The 18,646-nt window shown below is 48.5% G+C and carries 11 protein-coding genes, 1 tRNA gene and 1 riboswitch; of the genes, 8 read left to right on the top strand and 4 right to left on the bottom strand.

The features are described 5' to 3' along the window. The first annotated feature begins 21 nt into the window (after positions 1-21). A complete protein-coding gene (locus GEI7105_RS0120240; protein WP_017662238.1) occupies positions 22-246 on the top strand; it encodes a hypothetical protein in 225 nt (74 codons plus the stop codon). Between the two features lie 15 nt (positions 247-261). Here GEI7105_RS0120240 and GEI7105_RS0120245 read toward each other — a convergent pair whose 3' ends face one another. Next, positions 262-1,884 carry a cation:proton antiporter domain-containing protein gene (locus tag GEI7105_RS0120245; RefSeq protein WP_017662239.1) on the bottom strand — a complete coding sequence of 541 codons (1,623 nt, stop codon included), beginning with the start codon at positions 1,882-1,884 and terminating at the stop codon, positions 262-264. Positions 1,885-1,972: 88 nt separating this feature from the next. Continuing rightward, positions 1,973-2,057: riboswitch (Fluoride riboswitch) on the bottom strand. 214 nt (positions 2,058-2,271) lie between these two features. On the opposite strand from GEI7105_RS0120245, the gene GEI7105_RS0120250 reads away from it, so the two are divergent. Next, positions 2,272-2,970, top strand: a complete 699-nt coding sequence (locus GEI7105_RS0120250; protein WP_017662240.1) for an HAD-IA family hydrolase — start codon at positions 2,272-2,274, stop codon at positions 2,968-2,970. A 42-nt stretch (positions 2,971-3,012) separates the two neighbouring features. On the opposite strand, the gene GEI7105_RS0120255 is transcribed toward GEI7105_RS0120250, so the two are convergent. Both GEI7105_RS0120255 and uvrC read right to left on the bottom strand, forming a co-directional pair. Continuing rightward, a complete protein-coding gene (locus GEI7105_RS0120255; RefSeq protein WP_017662241.1) occupies positions 3,013-3,612 on the bottom strand; it encodes a DUF8692 domain-containing protein in 600 nt (199 codons plus the stop codon). Continuing rightward, complete coding sequence (uvrC, locus tag GEI7105_RS0120260) at positions 3,609-5,480, bottom strand: excinuclease ABC subunit UvrC (protein WP_017662242.1); 1,872 nt, start codon at positions 5,478-5,480, stop codon at positions 3,609-3,611. Before uvrC ends, GEI7105_RS0120255 begins: the two co-directional genes overlap by 4 nt. A 321-nt stretch (positions 5,481-5,801) precedes the next feature. On the opposite strand from uvrC, the gene GEI7105_RS0120265 reads away from it, so the two are divergent. The 4 genes from GEI7105_RS0120265 (at position 5,802) to modA (ending at position 14,331) form a co-directional block, all read left to right on the top strand. Further along, complete coding sequence (locus tag GEI7105_RS0120265) at positions 5,802-6,368, top strand: Uma2 family endonuclease (protein ID WP_017662243.1); 567 nt, start codon at positions 5,802-5,804, stop codon at positions 6,366-6,368. 234 nt (positions 6,369-6,602) lie between these two features. Next, positions 6,603-8,732 carry a hypothetical protein gene (locus GEI7105_RS0120270; protein WP_144053957.1) on the top strand — a complete coding sequence of 710 codons (2,130 nt, stop codon included), beginning with the start codon at positions 6,603-6,605 and terminating at the stop codon, positions 8,730-8,732. Between the two features lie 493 nt (positions 8,733-9,225). Next, entirely contained in the window at positions 9,226-13,320 is a 4,095-nt protein-coding gene (locus tag GEI7105_RS0120275; RefSeq protein WP_017662245.1) for a TIR domain-containing protein, read from the top strand. Positions 13,321-13,536: 216 nt separating this feature from the next. After that, a complete protein-coding gene (gene modA / locus GEI7105_RS0120280; RefSeq protein WP_017662246.1) occupies positions 13,537-14,331 on the top strand; it encodes a molybdate ABC transporter substrate-binding protein in 795 nt (264 codons plus the stop codon). 9 nt (positions 14,332-14,340) lie between these two features. Here the strand turns inward: modA and GEI7105_RS0120285 are convergent, their stop codons facing one another. Continuing rightward, positions 14,341-15,762 carry an ion transporter gene (locus tag GEI7105_RS0120285; protein WP_017662247.1) on the bottom strand — a complete coding sequence of 474 codons (1,422 nt, stop codon included), beginning with the start codon at positions 15,760-15,762 and terminating at the stop codon, positions 14,341-14,343. A gap of 247 nt (positions 15,763-16,009) precedes the next feature. Here GEI7105_RS0120285 and GEI7105_RS0120290 point away from each other — a divergent pair. Further along, positions 16,010-16,083: transfer RNA gene (locus GEI7105_RS0120290), tRNA-Asp, on the top strand. A 543-nt stretch (positions 16,084-16,626) separates the two neighbouring features. Continuing rightward, positions 16,627-18,063: a glutamate--tRNA ligase gene (gene gltX / locus GEI7105_RS0120295; RefSeq protein ID WP_017662248.1), complete on the top strand. Its 1,437-nt coding sequence runs from the start codon at positions 16,627-16,629 to the stop codon at positions 18,061-18,063. Positions 18,064-18,646 lie beyond the last annotated feature (583 nt).

Here is an 18,646-nt window from a genome sequence, read left to right on the forward strand (position 1 = left end):
TCTGAAATACTGAGAACTCCTATGTCTGACGGAATTAACCGCATTGTCTTCGTTCCCCCACCGCAACTCGACGATCGCATCGAGACGCACCATGTCACCCGCGAGTTTCATCGAGAAGTTGGATATCGGCGGGATTTCGAGGCGTATTGTCAGTGGTACTACGAAACCGCCGAACGCCACCGTCAGGAATTCGAGAAAATGCAGGGAGATATCAACCTTTTTGGCTGGTTTTCCCGCCGTCGTTGAAATTGCAAGAGACAATTAGTCGGTTTCGCCGTTGACGAGTACCACGGGAACCGCACTGGTTTCTAACACGGTTTGCGAGACGGAACCGACTAAAACCGTTTCCCAGGCGTGATGTCCCTGTTTTGCGATGACGATATCGGTGACGCGGCGCGATCGCGCGACAGTGGTGATAGTTTCGGGAATGACGCCGGGTAAGACGAGGAAGTCGTGGCGAATGTCAGCCAGGAGTCGTCGAATCTGCGATCGCAAATAGTGTAAGTCTTCTTCTTCGGGGCGATCGCTCACGTGCAACACTAGCACTTCGCCGTCGCTGCGACGGGCTAAATCCGCCGCTTTCGCCAAGACCCGAGGTGCCATTTCCGAGGTATCGATCGCTGCTAAAAACACCGGGCGTCCGATGGTGGCGACTTTTGTGGGATCGACGGTTCCTCGTTCTAACAGCGTCGGCGCAAAGGTTTGCGTCGCCCAAGCCCCCACGGGAGCCGTTACCAAAATCGAGAGGGCGGCTAAGGCTAGGATAACATCGCCCCCTTCAATGCCTCGCGCCAGGGGAATCGCGCCGATCGCGGCTTGAACGGTCGCTTTCGCCATATTTCCCGGTAACAGAAACAATCGTTCTTTGCGATTCCAGTCGCTTCCCAGGGTAGACAGCCACCAACCGATCGATCGCCCCACGAGTAACCCTACCGCTAACAGCAACAACCCCGGTAACAACACCGCCTCTAACACCTCAAGCTGCAACGTCGCCCCCAACAACACGAACAAAACGATTTCGGCGATCGTCCAGAGGGCGTCGAATCCCCCTCGCAACCGTCTCGCCAAGGGGGTGTCGAGTTCGATGAGGAAAAACCCCATCGACATCACCGCCAAATAGCCGGAATAGACGGGAACGGCTTTGTCTGCAATGGTTAAAAATAACGCGAGACAGGCGGCGATCGCGACATCTTGAACGGCGGTTTGCGTCCAATTTTGTTTGACGAGAAGCGACACCAACAAGCGGGCGGCGAGATAGCCGAAAAACACGCCTAATACGATTTTGAGAAGGACTTGTAAGGGGAGAAGTTGCACGGGAGACAGGGAAATCGCCCCCAGCGTCAACCCGGTTTGCGTTTGTTGTTCGAGGAATCCCAGTAACAGGCTGAACACCAACAACAGCAAGACATCTGAGAGGGCGCTTCCCGTTAAAATCGCGTCGGGAATCCCTTTTTCGACGCCCCACCCGAGACTTTTGAGGCGCAACATCCCCGGAACGATGACGGCGGGGGATTCTGCGCCGATGATACAGCCGAGAATCAGCCCCGTGGGAACGTCGAATCCAAACAGCAGCGTGGCGGCGACGGCGACGACGAGGGCTTCAGCGGCGGCGGGGAGAAATCCCAAGCGCAACGCGACGGAACCTTGACGGGCGAGTTTGTCGCGATCGAGTCCCAATCCCGCTTTCATCAGTACGATGGTCACGGCGACGGTTCGCAAATCGTCGGCGGAGGCGAGAACCTGTGGACTCAGAACGTTTCCGATTTGAGGTCCGACGAGAATTCCGATAATAATGGTGCCGACGAGGGGCGGAAGTCCGAGGCGACGGGCGATTTGACCGCCGAAAAACCCCATCGCGAGAATCCACAAAGCACTGGCTAACATTCCGTTCTCCTTGAGACGTTGAGTCGAATTTCGTCGTCTGGAGGTTCGGAACGCACGTTAAACTAACTCCTACCCTCCAGTTCGACCTGGAAGTGTAGGAGCCATCAGCCTTAAACTCTGCCGTTTGCGGCGGTTTACAGGCGGTTGGGGCGAGCTCCATCGCCCGTTTTGAAAAAAAACTTATTTTTACAATACCACTGCCACAGGGCTAAAGGAAAGCCTTGCTGAGTCGAATTCCTCGTTCGGACAAGCTTCTAGGTCAAAATACTCAGCGTTCGATCTCAATTACAAATTTCTGCGATCGCTATTCTTTTTAACGGTCGGCGATACGAGAGAAAGGCGATCGCAAGATTCGCTAAAATCAAAGTGTAATTCGATACGAAAACGATGACCAGTCAATCGATCCCGATCTCGATGGAAACCGCGATCCCCACTCCCGATCTCGATCGAACCTCGATCGAGTCCGTTATTTTTGACTTTGACGGAACGATCGCAGATACCTTAGAAACCATCGTCGAAATTATCAACGATCTCGCTCAAACCTTTGGCTATCCCGAGGCGAGTCCTGAAGTCGTCGAACATTATAAAACTCTCAGCTCTCGTCAAATTTTGAAGCAATCGGGAATTTCCTATTTTCAGCTTCCTTGGGTGATTTTCAGAGCGCAACGGCTGCTGAGCGAACGCATCGATCGCCTTAAACCCATTGAAAACATAGAACATTCTTTAATTGAATTAAAGCTCGCCGGGTTTCAACTGGGAATTTTAACCTCAAACTCTCAAAAAAACGTTCGCAAATTTTTAAACGCCAACGGACTCGAACAGTACTTCGATTTCGTCTATTCTGGATTGACCATTTTCGGAAAAGAACGGCTGTTTCGCAAAACCATACGCCGAGAAAACCTCGATCGCGATCGCATCGTTTATATCGGCGACGAAACCCGCGATATCGAGTCGGCGAAAAACGTGGGAATTAAATCGATCGCCGTCAGTTGGGGATTCAATTCTCGCGAAGCCTTATCAAAGTTCGACCCCGATTTCGCCGTCGATTCTCCCCAAGAACTCCTAGACGCGATTCGATCGCTCTAACCGTTCAATCCTCCGGGTTTTCTGTGTCTGGTGTGACGAACTTTAAAAATTCAATTTTTTAATCGAAAACTGCAAACTCCCAAACACTACCAAATTTTCCCCCAATAACTCCAAAAACTCCTCAAACGCAATCCGAAACGGTTCCGCGTCGAGCCAACCGAACGGCTGAAACACCCAATACGATAAAAACCCCCCTAAAACAAACACCCCCAATCCCACCGCTGCGATGGCAGTTTCCCGAGGAAACTGTCGCCACAACCGCCAAAAATCCCACGAACCCAACAGTAGCAGCGACACCAACAAGCCGATATAAATCCCGAACCATTCATCAGACTGGAGAGGAAGATAGCGGTGAAGTTTCAAATGAACTTTGAACACCTCATCGATCGCCGCGTAACCGAGAAAAACTGCGATCGCCACCAAAAACCCCTTTGACGGTGGCGGCGACACCCGCGACACCAGCAACACCACGGCGATAACCGAAATGGCGAACAGTTGTATCGCCTGCAACCAGGAGGGAATCGTCATGTACCCGTTCATATCGAAAGGAGGATACGGCGTTCCCGCAACGTTTAAACTTATCAGGTAAATCGCGACGATCGCCAATTCGAGAGCGATCGCCACAAAAAGCCATGTTTTCATGGATGGAAATACTCGTAAATTTGTTGCGCTAAGCGAATTCCAATTCCGGGGACTTCCGCCAACTGTTCCGGCGTGGCTTGCATTAAATATTCGATCGCATGAAAATGAGCCAATAACGCTTTCTGACGTTGAAACCCCAACCCCGGAATTTCGTCGAGACGCGATCGCCGCATTCGTTCCGTTCGCTGCTGTCGGTGGAACGTCACCGCAAACCGATGCGCCTCGTCTCGCAACCGCCGCAACAACTGCACCCCCGGCTGTTCCGCCTCCGTCTCCAACGGCTGCGAATCCCCCGGAACGAAGATTTCCTCTCGCTGTTTCGCCAAACTCACCACGCAAATCTCGTCTAAAATCCCCAACTCCCGCAACGCTTCTACCACCGACGACAGTTGACCTTTTCCGCCATCGATGACGACAACATCCGGGTAATCTTCCTGCGACGAAATCTCCTGGGAGGGAAGTTTGGCGTAATTGCGAAAGCGGCGGCGAATCACCTCCGCCAAACTCGCGAAATCGTCGGAATGTCCCGCTGTCACCTCTGGGTTGCGGATTTTATAGCGGCGATAATGCTGCTTTGCGGGGAGTCCCTCGAGAAACACCACCCGCGACGCCACCGCATCGGAACCCTGAACGTGGGAAATGTCGTAACACTCTAACCGTCGCGGAAGTTCGGGAAGATCGAGAATTTCCGCTAAATCCTGCATGGCTTCGGCGTTGCGGCTGTCTTGTCGCTGCATTCTCGCCAGTTCGTAAGCGGCGTTGCGTTCCACCATCGCCAAGAGTTCGGCTTTTTGCTGGCGTTGAACCACTTGAAGGGTGACTTTTCGTCCTCGTCGTTGTGTCAACCAGGTTTCGAGAAGTTCGGTTTCGGGGAGTTCGTGACGAACCAGGATTTCGGAGGGAACGGCGACGGGTTCGATCGCCTGATAGTGTTCTTCTAATACCCGTTGTAAAATCGCACCGGGTTCTCCTGGTGTCGAAACAAATCCCAACCGTCCGACGAGTTTTCCGGCCCGAATTTGAAACAGTTGAATACAGGCGTGACGCTCTCCAATGCTGACAGCGACGGCGTCTCGGGAAATGCGATCGTCGGGAAGTGCAACTTTTTGGTCTGCTCCGAGAGATTGTAACCCGAGGATGCGATCGCGCAATGCGGCGGCTTTTTCAAAGTCCAACTGTTCGGCGGCGTGGTTCATTTGTTGCGTCAAGGTTTCGAGAAGTTCTCCGGTTCGTCCTTGGAACACCATCGCCACTTTCTGCACGATTTTACGATAGTCTTCTGGGGAAATTTTTTCTTGACAAACACCGGGACAGCGTCCGATGTCGTAATTTAAACAAGGACGGTCTTTAAACAGGGGTTTGGGACGTTGACGCAGGGGAAAGATACGTTTGACAGTTTTTAGAGTAGATCGCAACAATCGCGTATCCACGTAAGGACCGTAATAGCGATCTTTAGCGTTGGCGATGCGACGTTTTCGGGTGATGAAAATTCGGGGGTAATCTTCTGACCACGTGATGCAGAGATAGGGATATTTTTTGTCGTCTTTGAGGAGAACGTTAAAGTGGGGTTGGTGTTGTTTGATGAGGTTGGCTTCTAACGCCAAAGCTTCAGCTTCTGTGTCGGTGACGATGAATTCGATATCGTACACCTGACGTACCATCATGGCGATGCGATCGCTCAGTTGTTGGGAGTCGCGGAAGTACGATCGCACCCGCGATCGCAGTTTTTTGGACTTTCCGATATAGAGGATGCGATCGGCTTCATCGCGCATGAGGTAAACGCCTGCTTCGGTGGGAATTTCCTGTAAGCGGCGTTCGAGGCGATCGGGAGTTTGGACGAGGGGGGTTCGATGGGGGGTGGCGGTCATTCCGACATCGATATCTGGGTTCTGTTTGTATTGTAAACAATTTACGCAATTCTGGTTTTATAGTTGTAGCTAGCTGGTAGGGGTTGAGATTAACGGTTTTTGATACGGGGTTCACCACAGAGACACAGAGGACACAGAGGGTTTTGAGTTTTGTGCGAGATTTAATTTCTTTAATTCGTAAAAATCTAAATTGTTTTTTGTTTTGAGCATAAATTTTAAGCTAAAATTGTTTTTTAAATCTTAATTTAGAAAATATATTTTGTGCGACACTGAAATTTCAAAAAACTGCTATACTCAAAAATAAGTTCGCCAGTAAAACAGATGGTTTTCAACTCCCTGCACTGGACTACACGAGACCTCGACGCCATGCCAGACGATGGCGGTTGGAAACGGTACGAAATCGTTAACGGAGAACTGTTCGTGACTCGTGCGCCTCACCTTCGCCACCAAAGCGTCGCCGGAAAACTACACGTTCGCTTAGAAATTTGGTCGGAACAAACAGGTTTAGGAAGTGCATTTCAAGCACCAGGCGTTATTTTTTCGCCCCAAGATGCCGTAATTCCAGATGTGGCTTGGATTCGTAAAGAAAGCTTGAAAAATGGAATTGATGACGCCGGACACTTAATCGTTGCGCCTGAGTTAATTGTAGAAGTTCTTTCTCCCGGCGAACTGAACGAACGGCGAGATAAGGAAGTTAAGCAAAAACTCTATTCGTTGTATGGCGTTCGGGAATATTGGATTGTTAGTTGGCAACGCCAACTGTTAGAGGTTTATCGGCGTTCGGAAGCTCAGCTTTCGCGAGTTGAAACGCTGTTTGTAGATGATACGTTGTCTTCACCATTGTTACCGGGATTCAGTACGGCAATCTCGGATATTTTTCAGCAGTAGTTTGGGTTGACGTGTTGATAGGAAACCCAACAGCTAATCTGTAGAAACACAGATATTTATGTAATTCTACGGAATAGGCTTTATAAATATTTACGATCTGATAGAGTCGATCGCAATTTTTTACAGAATTTTTACATAAGTTTATTGCTATTTGGGCGATCGCGCCCAAAAATTTGCTATCTTCAAAGTTAGGATTGTTATCGCTAGTTCGTTACCGAGCGAAATTAAGTCAAAATGAATCAAGATTTACAAGAACGCGCCAAACAAGGCGATCCCGAAGCGATCGCAATTATTTGTGAATTGTGCCAAGCATTAAATGTATTACAAACAAGGGTGGTAAATAGTATAAATATTGTTTCATATAAAAAAGCTCACAATAATTTAAAAATAGATGTTTTCTCAAAACAAGAGGTAGATAAACAAGTTAAAAAAGATTATAAAGCCTCTGAAGTACAGAAAAGACTCCGCTTGTCAATTAGAAACTCGATCGAATCAAACACAGTAGAACTATATAACGTGTTTGTTCCTTATTCCATTGCCCAAAATGGCGGTTCGATTCAAGTAATTTTGAAATCGGGTCACTCTATTGATGCTCAAATTCCAAAAAATGCCCAAAATGGAACGCAATTAAAACTAAAAAACCATGAATTTAACGGGCGCACTATTTTATTAGTATTGCATATACTTCAAGCAGAAAAATTTAATATAGATGACAAAATTCATAAAATAATTAATAACGCTCCGATTCAATTAAATACTAAAAGGCGATGTCGAGAAGTTTACTTTAATCTAAAAGAAGGACAGTCAGTATCCGATTGGGACGCTCTTAACATTTTAGATGTTATGGTGGAATCTTCTAGATCGAAAGAATTAACAAAAAACCGTTATCAAATTGCCAGTGAAAATAGTCGAATTTGTGCAATTCAAGATTGCATTGATATGGCACTAGAAGCGTCAAACTTAAACGAGATCGATCGTAAGGTTTTGCAAGCTGTTTTTCAGTTTTTAAAATCTGGAGAACCGATTTACGAATTCGAGCGACTCAATCAACTCGATGTTATCGTTCGCTCTTCTACACTACATCAGTCTCTTAAAGAACTGTATGCAGTAACGAGTACCAAATCCAAAGCCCTAGCAGTCGATTCGGCAATCATGGGTTTGTTGTATAGTGCCTGTGACAGTCAAGACACTCTCGAGCAACTGAAAAGCGTTTACAGTCAAATTCGAGAAGGCGATCGAGAATTCAAAAAAACAAACCCTAAAGATAAACAAGCCTTAGAAATTCTCGATACAATCGTTTTTCAGTCTGATTTACCCACAGAGTACAAAGTGATTTATCTAGTGGCTCATATGCGTGCGACTCAGTCTGGCGATAAGGAAGAAATCGAAAATATAGAATCTTCAGTAGATGCTTCGGAGGCGGTTAACAAATTACGTAAAGCTGTCGAACGCGCCTCTAAAATTGGCTCGACTACCACAACAGTAATGAGTAGTGTAGGTGTCAAAGCTGGAACCGGCGTTACCATTGCCTCGCTTCAAGGTGCTGCTGCAACCAACGCCACTCTCGCCGCATTAGGTGGCGGTTCAGTGGCCGCCGGTGGATTAGGAATGCTGGGAGGTTTAACGGTTGCTACTGGGGGGGCTGCATTGATGGGTGCCGCTGCCTTTGTATCGATCGCGGCGATGTCGAATATGGACAGCCGAGATAAAGTGAACTTAGGCATTGCGGCGGTGGGTGGAACTCTGACCAGTGCTGCAACTGTCGGTACAGCTTGGACGTTAGTCAGTACCTTTGGTGTCGCCGGTACCGGAACAGCGATCGGTACGTTATCGGGTGCTGCCGCTTACAGTGCGACAATGGCAGCTCTCGGGGGACTTGGAGTCATGACAGGTGGGGCTGCATTAATTGCAGGTGGTGCGGGTTTAGCAATTTGGCAACTTTTGAAAAAAACAAAAGATAATCCCGTTCGCATTATCAAACTCCTAGAAGCGAAAATGTATACCATTTCCGAGGAAATATCGCATCCAGTCCTTTCACAAATCGAACATCATTTGAGCGATTTTAAAGATGTTTCGATCGCTCCTAATATTCCCCTCGATCGCCTCATTGATGAAATCGCCGACATGGGTGGATTGGGAAAAACTGAAAAAGTCTTCGCCTGCCTCGATCTCAAACTTTTAGGCATCAAACAAGGCAGTATATTACTCACGGACTCTCGCATTCTTTGGAAAGAAATGTGGGATAGTCCGAAATCCAGACTCTATCAAGATTGGAAGTACTATAAAGAATCAATTCCACAATTGGGCGAAGAACAGGCAGATGGCGCCTTAAAACGTTTTCTAGATCGAGTTAGCAACCTCTAAATTCGATCGCCCTCTTTTCTAACCTACTTCGCCAACGCCCAACATTCCCCCGCGATCGCCTAGGATAAGAGCCTTAGTGGTGCAGAAAACTCATGAAAGGGAGAGAGGGAGGGGATTTGAGAAAAAGGGGTAGACAAAAAGGGGGCATCTCAAAAATGTAAATTTATAAGATTGGAGTCTCTGCACTGAATCGAGCTATTGTTTAGATTTTGCGATCGCTCCATCCATGAACTGAGCGAAGCCGAAGTCCAATCTACCTCAAACTCATATTTTTACAAAAGTGAGATGCACCCGACAAAAAGAGGTGTCAGAGGTGATGTTCTAAAGTTATATCTTCACTTTCTGAGAGTTTGACTTGCAAGGGCGCTGGCATGATTTTTTCAGCTCTTATAGGGCTGTATCTATTATACGCTTATTTAGGTGGAGCTACTTAGTTCCGACAGTTAGACTAAGTATTGTACGAGCAAAGCAGTTCTCATCTAAAGTCAAGACTATGCAAGGATTTCAGGATATTTTCATCTCTTACGGTCGCCGAGACAGCTTGGAGTTTGCATCTCGGCTCAATCGCTATTTAATCGATCGCGGTTTTAGGGTTTGGTTTGACTTTGACGACATTCCTTTAGGCGTGGATTACCAGAAGCAGATTGACGATGGCATCGAGCGAGCTGATAATTTCCTGTTTGTCATTTCACCCCACTCCATTAATTCACCGTACTGCGGTCTGGAACTGGAATTAGCCCTGAAACATCAAAAACGCATCGTTCCCTGGCTGCACGTCGAGAAAATTAGCTATGAAACGTGGCAGCAGCGAAATCCCAATGGCACAGAAGAGGAATGGGCAGATTATCAAGCAAAAGGACTGCACGACCATTTCCAAAATATGCACCCAACGCTCCGCAAGATTAATTGGATCTACGGACGAGAAGAGCAAGACGATTTTGAAGCCGCCTTTACCGGATTGCTGGATATCCTCGATCGCCACCACGACTACGTGCATCAACATACCGTACTGCTGGTTAAAGCTCTGGAATGGGAACGCCATCAGAAGCGATCGCCCTACCTCCTGATTGGGGAAGAACGGCTCGAGGCGCAAGCATGGCTCGAGGTGCGCTTCAAAGACTCTCAACCCCCCTGTATCCCGACCGATCTCCATTGCGAGTTCGTCACGGAGAGCCGCAAAAATTCCGAAAACTCGATGACCGACGTATTTCTGGCGTATACCGATGAAAATCGAGAGACCGCCGCTCGAGTCTGTTGCTATTTGCGACGAGAAGGCTTTACCGTTTGGACGAACCGGACAGATATTCACGCAGGCGTCGAGTTTCAGCAGGCGATCGATCGGGGCATTGAGGAAGCCGACAATGTCGTGTATTTGTTGTCGAGTGCGAGCGTGCGATCGCCTCACTGTCAGCACGAACTGGAATATGCGCTGTCGTTAAACAAACGGATCGTTCCCGTGTCGATCGAAGCAATTCCCAGCGATCGGATTCCCTTAGCACTCCAGAACTCCCAGTACGTTGACCTGACCGACAACCGGCGAGAGTCCGACCCTTACGAACGCCTGGTTGAAAGCCCACTTTTGCAGGTGTTGCGCCGAGATGCTGCGTATCACACGACCCACAAGCGACTACTGACGAAAGCCTTGAAGTGGGAACGTCAAAATCGTAACCCCACCCTGTTGTTGCGTGGCTACAATCTGCGACAAGCAGAAGCCTGGTTGAAGCTGACCGAGCAAATCCCTGCTTACTCGGCGTTACCCTTGCAGCAAGCCTTCATCGAAGAGAGTTTACGCCAACCCCCAGGAATTTCGCTGGATGTATTCATTTCCTATTCTCGTGCCGATGCTGGATTTGCCCGCAAGCTCAACGATGCCTTGCAGATTCAGGGTAAGCGCACCTGGTTCGACCAGGAGAGCATTGCCGCAGGGACGGCAGATTTCCAGCAAGAGATCCATCGCGGGATCGAAAATGCCGATATCTTTTTGTTTGTCCTGTCACCGCGATCGGTGACATCCCCCTACTGTGCCGATGAGGTGGAGTACGCAGCTAGACTCAACAAGCGCTTTGTCACGCTGCTGCACCAACCCATCGATCCCTCCACTCTGCATCCCGAACTGGCGAAGGTGCAATGGTTGGACTTCCATCAGTCCGAAGACGACTTTTCCGCCAACTTTACCGAACTGCTGCGGATTTTGGATACGGATACCGAGCATCTTCATACCCATACGCGACTGCTCGTGAGGGCGATCGAGTGGGACGAAAAGGGACGCAAGGAAAGTTTGTTATTGCGGGGCGACGACCTCGAACAGGCGGAACAGTGGCTAAGCCAGTGTGTCGCGAAGGAACCCCAACCCACGGAGTTGCAACAATCCTATATTGCCAGTAGCCGTTCCGTAGAGGACGCGAATCAACAAGCGATCCAAATTCTCAAGTCCGCGACTACGAAAGCCAAGAGGCTCGTCTGGATCGCGGGAGGAGTAAGCCTATTGATTGCTGGAGTGGCTGGTTTTGCAGCCGTTAAAGCCCGAACCCTAATTAACGTGGCAGAAATGAGATTAAAAATAGCCACTGCCAACGAGGAACACCTTTCTGGGCAACAATTTCAGGCATTATTAACGACTCTAGAAGCCAGCAAAGCACTCCGCACTCAATTTCGGGAGAACAGCTCAGAATGGAAGGCTTTGCAACCCCGCATCATGGGAACGTTACAGCAGGTAAAAAATGAAATTCGAGAGAAGAATACTCTAGAAGGGCATCGATCTGTCGTTACGAGCGTCAATTTCAGCCCCAATGGAAAGATCCTTGCTTCTGGGAGTGGGGACAATACCATCAAGCTATGGAACGTTGAAACGGGTGAAGAAATTCGCACCCTAGAGAGGCATAAAGCCGAAGTTTTTAGCACACACTTCAGTCCTGATGGAAAGATCCTTGCTTCTGGAAGTAGTGACAATACCATCAAGCTATGGGATGTTGAAACCGGCGAAGAAATTCGCACTTTAGACGGACATCAAAATGTAGTATCGAGCATCAGTTTTAGTTCTGATGGAAAAATCCTCGCTTCTGGTGGTTGGGATAACACAGTAAAACTGTGGAGTGTTGAGACTGGAAAAGAAATTCGTACTTTAGAAGGACATCAAAATTGGGTTGACAGTATCAATTTTAGCCCGAACGGTAAGATCCTTGCTTCTAGCGGGAGTGACAAAACCATCAAGCTATGGGATGTTGAATCTGGCGAGGAAATTCGTACTTTAGAAGGACATCAAAGTCGAGTTAAGAGCCTCGATTTTAGCCCAGATGAAAAGATACTTGCTTCTGGCAGTTTTGATAAGACTATAAAGCTGTGGAATATCGAAACAGGTGAAGAACTTCGTACTTTTAACGGTCATAAAAATAAAGTTTTTAGTATTAATTTTAGTCCGACCGGTAAGACCTTAATTTCTGGCAGTAGCGACAATACTATTAAGTTATGGGATGTTGAATCTAGTGAAGAAATTTTTACCTTAGAAGGACATCAAAGTTCGGTTAATAGCCTAAGCTTCAGTCCTGATGGTCAGATAATTGCGTCTGGGAGTGAGGATAATACTATCAAGCTATGGAATCTTGAAGTCGGCGAAGAAGTTCGTACTTTAGAAGAACATCAATCTTTTGTAAGTAGCCTCGATTTTACCCCCGATGGAAAAACTCTTGCTTCTGGAGGTAATGACAATACGATCGCGCTATGGAATGTTGAGTTCGGCGAAAAAATTCGTACTCTAGAAGGATATCAATCTTTTGTAAATACCCTCCATTTTAGTCCTGATGGAAATACCCTTGCTTTTGGGAGCGATCGCAATACAATCAAACTATGGGATGTTGAAGCAAGTGAAGAAATAATCACTCTAGAAGGACATCTAGATAGACTTACAAGCCTCGATTTTCATTACAATAAAAAAATGCTTGCTTCTGGAAGTGATGATAAAACTATCAAGCTGTGGAATGTTGAAACCGGTGAAGAAATTCGCACTTTAGAAGGACATCAAGACACAGTTTTTAGCATTAGCTTTAGCCCCAACGGAAAGATTCTTGCTTCTGGTAGCAATGACAAAACCATCAAGCTGTGGAACGTTGAAACTGGCAAAGAAATTCGCACTTTAGAAGGGCATCAAGACGCAGTTTTTAGTATTAGCTTCAGTCCCAACGGAAAGATTCTTGCTTCTGGTAGCAATGACAAAACCATCAAGCTGTGGAACGTTGAAACTGGCAAAGAAATTCGTACCCTAGAAGGGCATTACAGTGAGGTTTGGAGTGTCAGTTTTAGCCCCAACGGTCAGATCGTTGCTTCGGGTCATACTGACAATACCATCAAGTTATGGCAAGCGGAAACAGGCGAACTGCTCCACACTTTACAAGGACATCAAAATCCGATTTGGCGTGTCAGTTTCAGCCCCGATGGAAAGACGATCGCCTCGGGTAGTCAAGACACGACTGTTAAGCTTTGGGTTTGGGACTTCGATCGCCTCATGACAACGAGCTGTGATTGGATACAGGACTATTTAATGACTCGTCCCAACGAGCGCGTTCTCTGTGAAGGCTACCTTCCTCAGCTATAGGGAACAATTGAAAGCTTTGTTGCAAGGCTTCTCAGTTAGGTGCATCTCAAAAATGTAAATTTATCAGATCGGAGTCTCTACAGTAAATTGAGCTGTTGTTGGGTTTCGCGATCGCTCTAAAATTTTTGGCCCTTCGGTAGGCTCGGGCACAGTTTTCTAGGAGGCAGTTAATTAATGTATATCTTAATCACTTTTTGTTCGTATAGATATAAAAAAATGGTACGTCTCGCGTTACTTTTGCTGGTGTTACCTCTAGCCGCTTGTGCGATCGAGTCTCCCTCCGCCACAGCTCCAGAAACCGCCTCTGACACGACGACCTTGACTGTCGCCGCCGCTGCATCTCTGACGGATGCGATGACAGACCTAGCCGAGCAGTTTGAGGAACGCTATCCGAATATCGACGTTCGACTCAATTTCGCCGCCTCGGGAACTTTACAGCGTCAAATCGAACAGCAGGCTCCCGTGGATGTCTTCGCCAGTGCCGCGCAGAAACCGATGGACGAGTTAGAACGTCAGGGACTCGTCGATCCCGAAACGCGCCGGGTATTCGCCGCCAACCGCATCGTCGTTGTGGTTCCCCAAGAAAGCGAGGTTTCGCTGAAATCCCTCGACGAGTTAAAAACCCCCGAGATCGATCGCCTGGCTATGGGAAATCCCGATACAGTTCCCGCCGGACGATATGCCAAACAAGCCTTAGAAGCGGCGCAATTGTACGGGGAACTCGAAACCGCACAAACCCTAGTGTTTGCTGAAAACGTGCGTCAAGTCTTGGCTTATGTCGAACAAAACAGCGTCGATGCGGCGATCGTCTATCAAACGGATGCGGCGATTAGCGATCGCGTGCGGGTGGCGTTTCCCATTCCCGCCGATTTCAGCGAACCGATTCGCTATCCCATCGCCGTCGTCGGTCAATCAGAGGAACCCGAAGCAGCGCGATCGTTTGTCGAGTTCGTCGCGGGTTCTGAGAGTCAGGCAATTTTAGACAAATATGGATTTTTGACGGGCGATTAACTCCACACGTTACAATTCAAGATCGTCCCGAGCGATCGCAATCGCACGATCGCTTTCTTTAAATACATAGCGATCGGGATTGACGAAAAATCCCCCATCGAGATCGTGAACGCCGACTAAAATAGCGTTTTGCGTTTTCTTTAAGTACACGAACAGATCGAAAAACGTTTGTCCGACCCATTCTTCAGGAATATTAAATACATAAAACTGATTGCCGCGCTCGTAAGTCATCAACTCAGAAAACAACCGCAACAGTCCGGGGCTGAGGGCAGCTTGTGCGAGTAAAAAGCCACTTTGTTCTTCGCTGACGACGTAATCGTTCACGTGGCCCATATCGAGATGGGAGCCGTATTCTCGATTGATGAGTTCGGCGCAGGTGTAAACAGCACGATTGAGCTTTTCAGCCGTCAACGCCGCTAAAATCGTGCGAGCGTCCGCGTCGCGATCGGTTCGTCCCAAGGTTTTATCTGACAAAATAATACAGGTTTTCGCCCGTCGGATTCCCGCTTTTTCTAAGACCGAAACTTTCGTGAAATCATCGCAAATAAAATAAACGCAGTTTTTGAGTGTCGGATCGGAAAACGGCGGATCTCTATCGAGTTGGGCGATCGCCACGATGGGCAACCGTTTGTTGCGGCGGGCGGCGCGGTACTCTCGAACGATAATTTCGGCTTTTTTATTCCAACCGCAAATAATAATATGGTCGCTGAATTCTTCCCATTCGATCGCCATCGGCTTCGTCCTCAACTGTTCGATCACAAACGCCGATACCGTTCCCGTCAAAATCGCAAACGTCACCATTCCCATCAACAGGACGAACAGCGACACGAACCGTCCCCCAACAGAAATCGGGAGGCCAGGAATCGGTTCCCCAGCAAATACCGAATACAGACTAAACCAAAACGCATCGGTGAGGTTGTCGATCTGGGGATTTCGACCGCGCTCGAAGACTAACATCGCCGCACTGCTAAAGACAATTGTGGTCATCAGCAGTCCGAAGACGAGGAAATATTCCGTCGCACCCCGACGGAGGAACGCGGGTAGGGCTTGAGCGTACCGATACACTGGGTTGAACCAGCGAGAGGTTTGAAACGTCCCTAACAGACGCATCACGCGCACGATGCGAAACGGCCGCAAAATCGGCACGATCGCAAGAACGTCGAGCCAGTATTCTCGTAAAAACTGACGTTTGGCGTGAGCGCAAAACGCCCGCAGCGTCAGTTCGAGGGTGAAGATAATGGAGATGGTGCGGTTGATGCGAGAGAGGGATTCGATTTCAGGAGCGCCTTCAGAAAGCGAAAATTCTGTCAGGACGAGGGAGACAGAGACGACAATCAGTACGATCGCTGCGGCGTTGACCCAAGGGTGACGAAAAAAACGTCGCAGCGATCGCTTGAGGGTAGGGAGGTCGAAAGAGGCCAGATCGTCCAAGGAACTTGCGGATATGACGGGTTTCGGAACGTTACATTCATTATGGCCGACGACGAGAGGCTCGCGATCGCCTATAGTCCGAAACCTTAAAACTCTTTTTAGGTAAGGGTTTGAAGAATTTTTTGCAGTGTCGAAAAAAAAAATTGAAAAAATGTTTGACAAACCCCGATCCTCTAGGCATAATAGATATTGCGCCTGAAGTCAGGGGGCAACAAACTCGCCTCTCTGCACAAGGCTCCCGATATAGGGGACTGTAGTTCAATTGGTCAGAGCACCGCCCTGTCACGGCGGAAGTTGCGGGTTCGAGCCCCGTCAGTCCCGTTTTAACATCTCAAAAGCGAAACAGGGGTAAGGTTGAAATCTTACAGAAGAGGGAGCAAAGCCCACGTCTTTTAAGCGTGGGATGTAGCGTTGAAGCTTTTAAGCTTCGATGCTAAAATCCGGATTGAGGTACAGGTAGCTAACCTCACAAAAAACCTGGCATCGAAAGGTGAGAACCTTGAAAACTGAAGTTTGGCGGTTCCGCGCGGAAAATAGCTCGTGTGGGTAAAAACTTCAAGCGTCAAGCACGGAGACTCAATTTTTTGGCACTCCACTGTACGGTAGGGCATACCGAAACAGGCTCTCTGAAATGGGGGCGAACGCTTGGGGAGATATTGGCCTCTGGGCATTTGACTTCCGAGGCAAATGTGTAAGCCAGATCGTTGAGCCAAGAATCCCACGAATAGAATTCGTGGGAGTGTCAACTCTTTTCTCTGGTTTGGGAACGCACGACAGCGAGAATTCCGCGCGATCGAGATTCCCCAAAACACAAAGATTCCCGTAAGATCGAAAGGTTATAGCGAAGTTCGGAGATAACTAACTGTGTCTGTTCGAGTTCGTCTCGCCCCCTCGCCGACGGGGAACCTACACATCGGCACCGCACGCACGGCGGTCTTCAACTGGCTCTTTGCGAAGCATCACGGGGGTCAGTTCGTGTTGCGAATCGAAGACACGGATTTGGAGCGATCGAAACCCGAGTTTACTGAAAACATCCTCGACGGCTTGCGCTGGCTGGGTTTAGATTGGGACGAAGGGCCGCTGTATCAATCCCAACGGATGGACTTGTATAAAAACGCCGTCCAAACCCTCCTCGACAACGGCTTGGCCTATCGCTGCTACTGCACTCCGGAAGAACTCAAGGCCATGCGGGAAGCGCAGAAAGCGGCCAAACAAGCCCCCCGCTACGACAACCGACACCGCAGCCTGACCCCAGAACAGCAAAAAGCTTTTGAAGATGAAGGGCGCACGGCGGTCGTTCGTTTTAAAATCGACGACGATCGCCAAATTGTTTGGAACGACCTGGTTCGGGGAACGCTAACCTGGAAAGGAAGCGACCTCGGCGGTGACATGGCGATCGCTCGCGCAGCCAAACCCGGCGAAATCGGTCAACCGTTATATAACCTGGCCGTGGTGGTGGACGATATCGACATGAACATCAGCCACGTGATTCGTGGTGAAGACCACATCGCCAACACCGCCAAACAGATTTTGCTGTACGAAGCTCTCGGGAAAACTGCGCCGGAATTTGCCCACACGCCGCTAATTTTGAATCAAAAGGGTCAAAAACTCTCCAAACGCGACGGTGCGACCTCCGTTTCAGAGTTCCGCAACCTGGGTTATACTGCCGAAGCGTTAGCCAACTATATGGCTTTGTTGGGGTGGTCGCCCCCGGACAATGAAGAACGCTTTACTTTAGGAGAGGCGGCGCAAAAATTCGGGTTCGATCGCGTCAATAAAGCCGGAGCGCGATTCGACTGGGATAAGTTAAACTGGCTCAACGGTCAAGTGCTGCACGATCTCCCCGTTGACGAACTCCTCGAAAAGTTGATTCCCTACTGGAAAGCGGCGGGATTTGAGTTCGACGCGGAGCGCGATCGCGCCTGGTTGGTGCAAATCGCCCAAGTTATCGGCCCCAGTTTAACAGTGTTACCGGACGCTGTGGAGATGAGCCGCGCCTTATTTGTCCAGTCTGTGGAGTACGATGAAAAAGCGCAGCAGCAACTGGCGATCGAACAGGTTCCGGAAGTCTTGACGGCGGTTCGCGACAAACTCGCCGAAACTTCGGAACTGACTGAAGATGCAGCGAAAGACATTATCAAGCAAGTCACAAAGGAACTGAAGGTCAAAAAAGGCTTAGTGATGAAGTCTCTCCGTGCGGGATTGACGGGTTCGGTTCAAGGACCGGATTTGATTCAGTCTTGGCTGGTGTTGAACGCTCGCGGTTTGGATAAAGCCCGTTTGGAAAAAGCGATTTCGTAGAGAGTCGTTACAAAGCCAAAATTAAGAGGGTGCATCTCAAAGACGTAAATTCATCGGATACGTGCTTCCGTATTGGATCGAGCGGCTGTTGGGTTCCACGGAGGTTCGCACAATCTACCCAGAGCTTCGTGTTTTTACATCCATTGAGATGCACCTTTGCTTATGACGTTATTATTTACGCGATCGCGACTCATACTCCATCCTTTTCCGATAAGCTAGGTTTCAAGAAGTCTTCACCACATCTCCCCTTAGCCCCCCTTTGAAAGGGAAGTTGGGGGGATAGAGGGACTTGTCAGGTTAGACAAAACCAGTGTTTGAGTCCTCGACTCCGCTCGGACTCAACGCTGAGCGGAGTCGAAGCGTTGAGATTCGGATTCCGTATAAGAGAGGATTGAGCGACGAAACAAGCAGAAAATGCTTTAAATTTACAGCCGTTATCCGTTGTGGCGAGAGTGAAGTTAGTAAAAGCGATCGAATGACTGAAACTGAAGTATAAATTTTATCTCAAATCTTCACTTGAATAAAATCTAAACGCAAAAAAATCTTACTTCTGTATACTTAATACCGTAGAGTTTATATATTT

Origin of the sequence: Baaleninema simplex PCC 7105 (assembly GCF_000332355.1) — a bacterium.
Taxonomy (GTDB): domain Bacteria; phylum Cyanobacteriota; class Cyanobacteriia; order Cyanobacteriales; family Geitlerinemataceae; genus Baaleninema; species Baaleninema simplex.

Excerpts from the sequence above, each read along its gene's own strand:
- GEI7105_RS0120240 (WP_017662238.1), top strand. The coding sequence starts at position 22 with ATGTCTGACGGAATTAACCGCATTGTCTTCGTTCCCCCACCGCAACTC.
- GEI7105_RS0120245 (WP_017662239.1), bottom strand. The coding sequence starts at position 1,884 with ATGTTAGCCAGTGCTTTGTGGATTCTCGCGATGGGGTTTTTCGGCGGT.
- GEI7105_RS0120250 (WP_017662240.1), top strand. The coding sequence starts at position 2,272 with ATGACCAGTCAATCGATCCCGATCTCGATGGAAACCGCGATCCCCACT.
- GEI7105_RS0120255 (WP_017662241.1), bottom strand. The coding sequence starts at position 3,612 with ATGAAAACATGGCTTTTTGTGGCGATCGCTCTCGAATTGGCGATCGTC.
- uvrC (WP_017662242.1), bottom strand. The coding sequence starts at position 5,480 with ATGACCGCCACCCCCCATCGAACCCCCCTCGTCCAAACTCCCGATCGC.
- GEI7105_RS0120265 (WP_017662243.1), top strand. The coding sequence starts at position 5,802 with ATGGTTTTCAACTCCCTGCACTGGACTACACGAGACCTCGACGCCATG.
- GEI7105_RS0120270 (WP_144053957.1), top strand. The coding sequence starts at position 6,603 with ATGAATCAAGATTTACAAGAACGCGCCAAACAAGGCGATCCCGAAGCG.
- GEI7105_RS0120275 (WP_017662245.1), top strand. The coding sequence starts at position 9,226 with ATGCAAGGATTTCAGGATATTTTCATCTCTTACGGTCGCCGAGACAGC.
- modA (WP_017662246.1), top strand. The coding sequence starts at position 13,537 with ATGGTACGTCTCGCGTTACTTTTGCTGGTGTTACCTCTAGCCGCTTGT.